The sequence below is a fragment of the Streptococcus sp. 2022WUSS135 genome (genome assembly GCF_044427045.1).
Lineage (GTDB): Bacteria > Bacillota > Bacilli > Lactobacillales > Streptococcaceae > Streptococcus > Streptococcus hashimotonensis.
Window position 1 is genome coordinate 43532 of record NZ_JAOTGL010000014.1, and the last position, 8258, is coordinate 51789.

Annotated in this window: 6 protein-coding genes and 2 pseudogenes; 6 read left to right on the forward strand and 2 right to left on the reverse strand. The window is 43.9% G+C overall.

The window, feature by feature from the left end; translation table 11 throughout:
- Positions 1-78 precede the first annotated feature (78 nt).
- Positions 79-2346 carry a Xaa-Pro dipeptidyl-peptidase gene (locus tag ODU45_RS05955; protein WP_398580956.1) on the forward strand — a complete coding sequence of 756 codons (2268 nt, stop codon included), beginning with the start codon at positions 79-81 and terminating at the stop codon, positions 2344-2346.
- A 71-nt stretch (positions 2347-2417) separates the two neighbouring features.
- Here the strand turns inward: ODU45_RS05955 and ODU45_RS05960 are convergent, their stop codons facing one another.
- A complete protein-coding gene (locus ODU45_RS05960; RefSeq protein ID WP_398580957.1) occupies positions 2418-4835 on the reverse strand; it encodes a GAG-binding domain-containing protein in 2418 nt (805 codons plus the stop codon).
- A 129-nt stretch (positions 4836-4964) separates the two neighbouring features.
- On the reverse strand, positions 4965-6134 hold the full coding sequence (locus ODU45_RS05965; RefSeq protein ID WP_398580958.1) for an SIS domain-containing protein: 1170 nt from the start codon (positions 6132-6134) through the stop codon (positions 4965-4967).
- A 549-nt stretch (positions 6135-6683) separates the two neighbouring features.
- Here ODU45_RS05965 and ODU45_RS05970 point away from each other — a divergent pair.
- From ODU45_RS05970 to ODU45_RS05990, 5 genes and pseudogenes are all read left to right on the forward strand, one after another.
- Positions 6684-6905: an AbrB/MazE/SpoVT family DNA-binding domain-containing protein gene (locus tag ODU45_RS05970; protein WP_044758555.1), complete on the forward strand. Its 222-nt coding sequence runs from the start codon at positions 6684-6686 to the stop codon at positions 6903-6905.
- The gene (locus ODU45_RS05975; protein ID WP_398580959.1) at positions 6902-7309 is read left to right on the forward strand and encodes a type II toxin-antitoxin system death-on-curing family toxin; all 408 of its coding nucleotides are present in this window, start codon (positions 6902-6904) and stop codon (positions 7307-7309) included. Before ODU45_RS05970 ends, ODU45_RS05975 begins: the two co-directional genes overlap by 4 nt.
- A 23-nt stretch (positions 7310-7332) precedes the next feature.
- Positions 7333-7503: pseudogene (locus ODU45_RS05980) on the forward strand (DUF3173 family protein); the annotation flags it as partial.
- A gap of 41 nt (positions 7504-7544) precedes the next feature.
- Positions 7545-7733, forward strand: a pseudogene (locus ODU45_RS05985) (site-specific integrase); the annotation flags it as partial.
- A gap of 77 nt (positions 7734-7810) precedes the next feature.
- A complete protein-coding gene (locus ODU45_RS05990) occupies positions 7811-8110 on the forward strand; it encodes a YbaB/EbfC family nucleoid-associated protein (protein ID WP_023369155.1) in 300 nt (99 codons plus the stop codon).
- Positions 8111-8258: the final 148 nt, after the last annotated feature.

Genomic DNA, 8258 nt, shown 5'->3' on the forward strand with positions numbered 1-8258 from the left:
TGATAATTTTTAGACAAACATTGACTTATCCGATATAATAGCTATTATAGACTATTATCCTAAAAAAGAGGAGAATTTATGCGTTTTAATCAATTTTCTTTCATAAAAAAAGAGACCTCTATCTGCTTGCAAGAACTTGATTCTCTGGGATTTCAACTGATTCCTGATGCAAGTAGTAAGACAAATTTAGAAACCTTTGTCAGAAAGTGCCATTTCCTGACAGCAAACACCGACTTTGCCCTGTCCAACATGATTGCGGATTGGGACACAGATCTGCTGACCTTCTTTCAGTCTGACCGTGAGTTGACAAATCAGATTTTCTATCAAGTGGCATTTCAGTTGTTAGGCTTTGTGCCTGGTGTAGATTATACAGATGTCATGGACTTCGTGGAGAAAACCGACTTCCCGATTGTCTATGGGGACATCATCGAAAACCTCTACCAGCTACTCGCTACTCGTACCAAGTCTGGAAACACCTTGATTGACCAGCTAGTCAGCGATGACCTAATCCCAGAGGACAATCACTACCACTTCTTCAACGGCAAATCTCTGGCAACCTTTTCAACAAAAAACCTTATTCGTGAGGTGGTCTATATCGAAACGCCTGTCGATACGGCGGGGAATGGGCAAACAGATATTGTTAAGCTATCCATTCTCCGTCCGCACTTTGACGAGAAAATCCCCGCTGTGATTACAAACAGCCCTTATCATCAAGGAGTGAACGATGCAGCCAGCGATAAGGCCCTGCATAAGATGGAAGGGGAACTGGCTGAAAAACAAGTCGGCACCATTCAGGTCAAGCAGTCCAGTATCACCAAACGAGACTTGGACCAGCGGGACCTACCTGTCAGCCCTGCCACTGAAAAACTGGGCCACATCACTTCTTACTCCCTCAATGACTACTTCCTCGCTCGTGGCTTTGCCAGCCTCCACGTGTCTGGGGTCGGCACTCTGGGCTCGACGGGCTACATGACATCCGGCGACTACCAGCAGGTGGAGGGCTATAAAGCGGTGATTGACTGGCTGAACGGTCGCACCAAGGCCTACACAGACCATACTCGCTCGCTTGAGGTCAAGGCCGATTGGGCCAATGGTAAGGTGGCGACGACAGGACTATCTTATCTCGGTACTATGTCCAATGCTTTGGCAACAACTGGCGTGGACGGATTGGAAGTCGTCATCGCAGAAGCAGGGATTTCCTCTTGGTACGACTACTACCGTGAAAACGGGCTGGTGACCAGCCCTGGCGGCTATCCAGGCGAGGATCTGGACAGCTTGACCGCCTTGACCTACTCCAAGAGTCTGCAAGCAGGCGACTTTCTCCGCAATAAAGCAGCCTACGAAAAAGGACTGGCTGCCGAGCGTACTGCCCTGGACCGCACCAGCGGCGACTACAATCAATACTGGCATGACCGCAATTATCTGCTCCACGCTGATAAGGTCAAGTGTGAGGTAGTCTTTACCCACGGCTCACAGGACTGGAATGTCAAGCCGATTCACGTCTGGAATATGTTCCATGCCCTACCAAGCAACATCAAAAAGCACCTCTTCTTCCACAACGGTGCCCACGTTTATATGAACAACTGGCAGTCTATCGACTTCCGTGAGTCCATGAACGCCCTGCTCAGTCAAAAACTGCTGGGCTACGAGAACAACTACCAACTGCCAACGGTTATCTGGCAGGACAACAGCGGTGAGCAAACTTGGACGACCTTGGACACCTTTGGCGGTGAAAACGAGGCTGTCTTGCCACTAGGTACTGGAAGCCAGACCGTTGCAAATCAGTATGCCCAAGAAGATTTTGACCGCTACGGCAAATCCTACCCAGCCTTCCACCAGGACCTCTATGCAGGCAAGGCCAACCAAGTCAGCATCGAGCTGCCTGTAACGGAGGACCTCCTGCTCAACGGACAGGTCACGCTGAAACTCCGTGTAGCTTCTAGTGTAGGCAAAGGCCTCTTATCTGCTCAGCTATTGGACAAGGGAAATAAAAAACGCCTAGCCCCAATCCCAACGCCCAAAACGCGGTTGAGCTTGGACAACGGCCGCTACCATGCCCAAGAAAATCTGCTGGAGTTGCCTTATGTGGAGATGCCACAACGCTTGGTAACCAAGGGCTTTGTGAACCTGCAAAACCGCACCGACCTAATGACTGTCGAGGAAGTGGTGCCTGACCAGTGGATGGACCTGAGCTGGAAACTGCAACCGACCATTTATCAGCTGAAAAAAGGCGATGTGCTGGAGCTAATCCTCTACACCACCGACTTTGAATGCACTGTTCGAGATAATTCTCAATGGCAAATCCACCTTGATTTAAGTCAATCACAGTTAATTTTACCGCACTAATATTTGATTTTCAGCTCTAAAAAGAGGCTGGGCATTTCCGCCCGGCCTCTTTGTTGCTGTTTCATAATGGTTTAGATTTGATCTTTAGATTTTTTGTTTATAGCTGTAGCGACTACTGCCAAGCTAATTCCAGCTAAACCAAGGCCTACTAAGGCTAGGTTATTGCGTTGTTCACCTGTTGCAGGTAGGGTTGCTTTGTTTGCAGAAGGTGCACCTTTGTGACTCAGTGTCGGATTCGATTGTACTGAAGGAGTTGTTTTTACTTCTTCTTTCTTCATTTCCAAGCTACCTTTTACAAGGATACGGTTTTGACCTTCAACAACAGTCTCTGATAATAGGTTGGTTGCGACAACTTTACCATCAACTATGACATCTTGATAAACAGATACTTTTTTACCTGCTTTTCCTTCTTGAAGAAGGTATGATTTGCCAAGCGCTAGGCTTGCATCATATCTGATTTCTTCTTTGATAGGGAGAGCTTCTTCTACCTTGCGTTCTTTTGTTGTGAAGTCTAGCTTTGGTTTTTCCGCTGTTTTTGGCGCGACTTCTGGAACTGCTGTCTTAGGTGTAGAGTCTTCCGCTTTTGGTTGCTCAGCCTTTGGCATTTCCTCCTTCGGCATGTCTTCTGCTTTCGGTTGCTCCATTTCTGGTTGCTTAGCCTCTGGCTTCTGTTTGTCAGACTCTACTTTATCAGTTTTCGGTGCTTCCATTTGTGGTTTGTCCATTGGAGTTTCCGGTACTGGGGCTGGTGTTGGAACCTCTTCCTCGGCTTTTGGTGCTGGAACATCTGGCATTGGTGCCGGAACTTCGTCCTCGGCTTTCGGGGCTGGAGCTTCTGGAATTGGAGTCGGGGCTGGGGTGTCTTCCTCAGCTTTTGGCGCTGGAGCCTCTGGCATTTCTGCTTTTGGTTCTTCCATTTTCGGCTCGTCCATTGGAGTTTCCGGTACTGGGGCTGGTGTTGGAACCTCTTCCTCGGCTTTTGGAGTTTCTGGCATTGGAGTTGGTGCCGGAACTTCATCCTCTTTCGGCGCTGGAGTGTCTGGCATTGGTGCCGGAACTTCGTCATCAGCTTTCGGAGCTGGGGTGTCTTCCTCAGCTTTTGGCGCTGGAGCCTCTGGCATTTCTGCTTTTGGTTCTTCCATTTTCGGCTCGTCCATTGGAGTTTCCGGTGCTGGAGCTGGAGCCGGAACCTCTTCCTCGGCTTTTGGAGCTGGAGCCTCTGGCATTGGTGCCGGTACTTCTTCCTCTTTCGGCGCTGGGGCCTCTGGCATTGGTGCCGGAACTTCGTCCTCTTTCGGTGCCGGTGCTGGCATTTCCGCTTTTGGTTCTTCCATTTTCGGCTCGTCCATTGGAGTTTCCGGTACTGGGGCTGGAGTTGGAACCTCTTCCTCTTTTGGTGCCGGTGTTGGAGCCGGAGCGTCTTCCTCAGCTTTTGGCGCTGGAGTTGGAGCTGGTTCTTCTTTCTCAGTTTTTGGTGCTTCCACATCCGGTGTTGGAGTTGGAGCCGGAACCTCTTTCTCATCTTTAGGAGCTTCCGTATCAGTTTTCGGTGTTTCTTCCTTCGATTCTGGTGCCTTCTCTTCTGTTTTCGGAGCCTCTGTTTCCTCTTCTACTTTTGGCGCTGGAGTTGGCTCTTCTGCTTTTGGCACTGGGGCTGGCTCTACGTCCGGTGTTGGAACTGGAGTCTCTTCTTTCGATTCCGGAGTCTTCTCCTCTGCTTTCGGAGCAGGAGTGTCTTCCTCTTTTGGCGCTGGGTCGGTTTGTGGAACTTCGCTCTCAGATTTTGGAGTGTCTTCTTTCGTTTCTGGAGCTTTTTCTTCTGTTTTCGGAGCTTCTTCCTCGGCTTTTGGAGTTGGCTCATCTGCGGGACTTGACTGAGTTTGTTTTGATTTTTCCAATTCAGCAACTCGTTGCCTAATTTTGTCCATGGCCGTACTTGCTTCTACATCAACGTACCCTCTTAAGGGACCTCCTTCTTGGCTAGCTATGCTCCTTCCCACATCTTGCTTTAAATGTTCATTATATTCTTCCTCAATTTTTTCATCACCAGGGTATTTTTTTCGAAATTCTGCAACCTGACGGATATAACTTTCCATTTTTATTTGATATTTGAAATCATTCAAATTTTCTTTGATTTTATGAAAGAACTTGTCATCTGCTTGCATTTTCAAAGCATACACTATGTCGGATTTACCAATTCTTAAATTCTCCTCCCACAAAGCCCTCTGATACGAATATTCCTCATCATCACCATAGCTCGGAACCTTATCCAGTTCCTCCAGCTCTTTTTCCAATTCTTTCACAAGCTTCTGAACTTCTTCAACTTTTGCCATTGCTTCAACTTGAGTAGCTGTTGAAGCCTCTGTCATCGCAAAAGCGATTGGTGTCGAGACTCCCGCACCAAGTAAGCAAGTAGCAATTAGCACCGAGCCTACGCCGACTTTAAATTTACGAATACTATATCTGAATTTTTTATTTGCAGTTTCCATTTCTATTATTCCTAATTATATTTTATTATATACTGTTATTGTACCATGATATTCGAGTGGTTGGGTGTGTTTTTTATGTGTTAAAACTCTACCGAATAGCTCTATTTCTTCATCATTGAATAGATGTAACTATTTTTCTAAAGGATGGATAATCACCCCCTGCACCACACGGTTGACGGTGCCTGTTGGCGATGGTGTATCCGGCAAATTCTTGCATTTTACCGCTGCCATGATGGATACCGTTTGAGCAAAAAGGATATAAGGGAAGGTAAGGAAGACATCTGGCAGCTCTGCTCCGCCCTCTGCCAAGACAAAGTTGGCTGCTTCTGTACCGACTAACTTATCAGCCGACAATGCCACTATCCGCTCTGCTATGCCATCACCATGGACTTCATTGAGCAAGTCCACATCGTACTGGCGTGTGTAGCCATCGTTTGAGGCAAAGAGGAAAATCAAGGTCTTGTCATTGATGAAGGATTTTGGTCCATGACGGAAACCGAGTGGTGACTCGTACATGGTCGCAATCTTGCCTGCTGTCAATTCCAGAATTTTCAACTGAGCTTCGTGGGCAAGACCGTAGAAACCACCTGAACCGAGGTAAATCACTCGCTCAAAATCAAGGTTAATCAAGTCTTGCACGTAGTCTTCACGGTCCAAAACATCTTGACCTAGACGGGCAATGGTCTCAACCCATGCAGCTTTTTCTTCTTGACTGGCTGGCGAAAAGACGAGGAGGGCTGTCAGAGCCATACAACTGTAAGAACCTGTCATGGCAAAGCCCTTATCGTTTGAACCAGCTGGTTGCAAGAGCAGGAGATTTTCAGCATCTCCTTCAGCCGCTAGTGCCAGCTTACCTTCTGGTGCACAGGTAATGGTTACTTGATACAATTTATCTACCAATTGCTTAGCGACTTCAACTGCTGCCACACTTTCTGGTGAATTTCCTGAACGGGCAAAGGACACCAGGATAGTTGGAAGATCAGCCTGTAGATAGTCATGTGGACGACTAACCAGCTCCACTGTACCAATGGCAGAAAAACGAATGTGTTTCAAGTCATTGACTTGGTTGAGGTAGTTGGCAATGCTTTGACCAACAAAGTCAGAAGTCCCTGCACCTGTAAAAACAACGTGAACAAAGTCATGTTTTTCCTTGATTGATTTTAGAAAACTCTCGATTTTTTCCAATTGGTCAAGATAGAGTTGATACGCTTCCTTCCATAAGCCTGGCTGTTGGTAAATTTCGGTCGCCGTAATCATAGCTCCCAACTTTTCAAGTTCTTCTTTTGCTAAACGGAACATAGCTCCTCCTCCGTGATTTCTGGTTATAACCAGTTTTTCTTATATTATAGCGAATTTATCCCTCAAAGTCAATTTAAAATAGATTAATATGTCAAATTTATGTCCAATATTGCCGACTAGAACTTATTTTGAGAAGGTAGAGCCTTTCAAAAAAATTCACAATCATTATTGGACGCAAAAAACAACCAATTTTCCTGATAGCTACCACCTTCTGTACTTTGCAGCCTATTCTGCAAAGTTAGAAGATTGATGTTTTCAGTCATTGATCGTTTCTGAAATTTTCTTCTTTTACGAATGACAAAAGTAAAACAAGTAGCTAATTACAATATAAAAAATATAGTTTGATCAACAATCCAATAGTGGTTGGTAACGCCCTATACTGAAATACCAAATTTTTACTACGTCTTTTACTAAGTTATTTACTATTTTATTGCATTGTACCAAAAATTGCGAAAAAGTCTGAAATAAAACAGACCCTGTTAAATTATTTACTTTTAATTTTTGTATACATCTTGTATAATGTATTTACAAATATAGGAGGTAAATACAATGAATGTTCTGCTACGAAAAACAGGCAACAGCACTGTTATCACTATCCCAAACGCTATTAAAGAGGCACTTGGCGCAGAAATTGGTGAAGAAATCGAATTCGTCACTTCTGGAAGTAATGTTATCATTCGTAAAGCTGAGCCAAAATTTGATTTTGATAGAGAACTTGAAAAAGCCATGAATCAATACGATGAATTATTGAAAGAGTTAGTAGATAAATGAAATACCTGTCCGCTGAAGACATTATCAAAATCAATGTTATGGTTATCGGAAAGTATTCTCCTAAAGAACCAGTAGGAATCGCTGACCTAAATAGCCTTCAAATGATTATCGAACAACCAAAGCAAGAAATTTTTGGAAAAGTACTTTATCCGGATATCTATAGCAAGGCTGCAATTATCTGGATAAATCTAATCAAGAAACACCCATTCTATAATGCCAACAAAAGGACTGCTGTACTTGCTTTACACATGTTTCTAGCAATGAATGGTTTTCAGTCAAATCTCTCATTAAGCGATGGACTGAAAAAGACAATCGAGATTGCTACGTTTCAAGGTGATTTTGAGGAGTTAAAGGATAATATTATCCAGTTCTTGAAAGAAGAAAATCGAGTGTATAAAAAATAGAAAAGTGGTTATTGACCAATAGTAAACTTGTCTCAAATGATTTTTCTTGGTATAAGAATAAACGGATTGGGCGAGTCCCAATCAAGACTATTGAAGACATTCTAGGCTTTGAGTTATCTCCAAAACATGATATAATTACTAACATACGAGGAGTTACTGCCATTGAAAAAGGAGTTTCAAATGGCAGTAACTAGACAAAATAATAAGAAATGGAAGGTAGATATTAGTGATGGATGATTTCAGACATTCTCATGCTGCGTTCCCAGTTTCCCAAGGTTTACGTAATGGAGAATGTAAAGACTATATTTTCTTTACTTTGATGAAACGATTAGGTCATTCCTCAATCAACACTACAATAAATGTATACTCGCATTTATTTCCAACCCAACAAAAAGAAATTGCTTCTGCCTTTGAAAATTTTTAACAATAAGGCAAAATAAGGCAACGAAAATTTACAAACAAGGTCTAAACCCTTGGTACGAAAGGAATCTTAAAAATCTTATGATGAATATGCAAAACATGATGCGCCAAGCTCAAAAACTGCAAAAACAAATGGAGAAGAGCCAAGCTGAGTTGGCTGCTGCTCAATTTACTGGTAGCTCTGTGCAGGACTTGGTTACTGCTACTTTTACTGGCGACAAGAAATTGGTTTCTATTGACTTCAAGGCTGACGTTGTGGATGCAGACGACCTTGAAACCTTGCAAGAAATGACAATCCAAGCCGTCAACGCTGCACTTACAAAAGTCGACGAGGCGACTCAGAAAAAACTAGGTGCCTTTGCAGGTAAATTACCTTTTTAAAAAGAAAACGCGATTGGATACTGATATACTCCCCTTATAGTGGACAGTGAAAAAACAAAAATTTTCACTAGAAACTATAAAGGGAGTTTTATTATGTCCAAAAGAAGTCCAAAGTCTGTCTCTGAGAAACTAGAAATTGTTCTACTCT

Bases quoted from the DNA above. Each gene is read 5' to 3' on its own strand.
- ODU45_RS05975 (WP_398580959.1), top strand. From the start codon at position 6,902: ATGAAATACCTGTCCGCTGAAGACATTATCAAAATCAATGTTATGGTT.
- ODU45_RS05965 (WP_398580958.1), bottom strand. From the start codon at position 6,134: ATGTTCCGTTTAGCAAAAGAAGAACTTGAAAAGTTGGGAGCTATGATT.
- ODU45_RS05960 (WP_398580957.1), bottom strand. From the start codon at position 4,835: ATGGAAACTGCAAATAAAAAATTCAGATATAGTATTCGTAAATTTAAA.
- ODU45_RS05970 (WP_044758555.1), top strand. From the start codon at position 6,684: ATGAATGTTCTGCTACGAAAAACAGGCAACAGCACTGTTATCACTATC.
- ODU45_RS05955 (WP_398580956.1), top strand. From the start codon at position 79: ATGCGTTTTAATCAATTTTCTTTCATAAAAAAAGAGACCTCTATCTGC.
- ODU45_RS05990 (WP_023369155.1), top strand. From the start codon at position 7,811: ATGATGAATATGCAAAACATGATGCGCCAAGCTCAAAAACTGCAAAAA.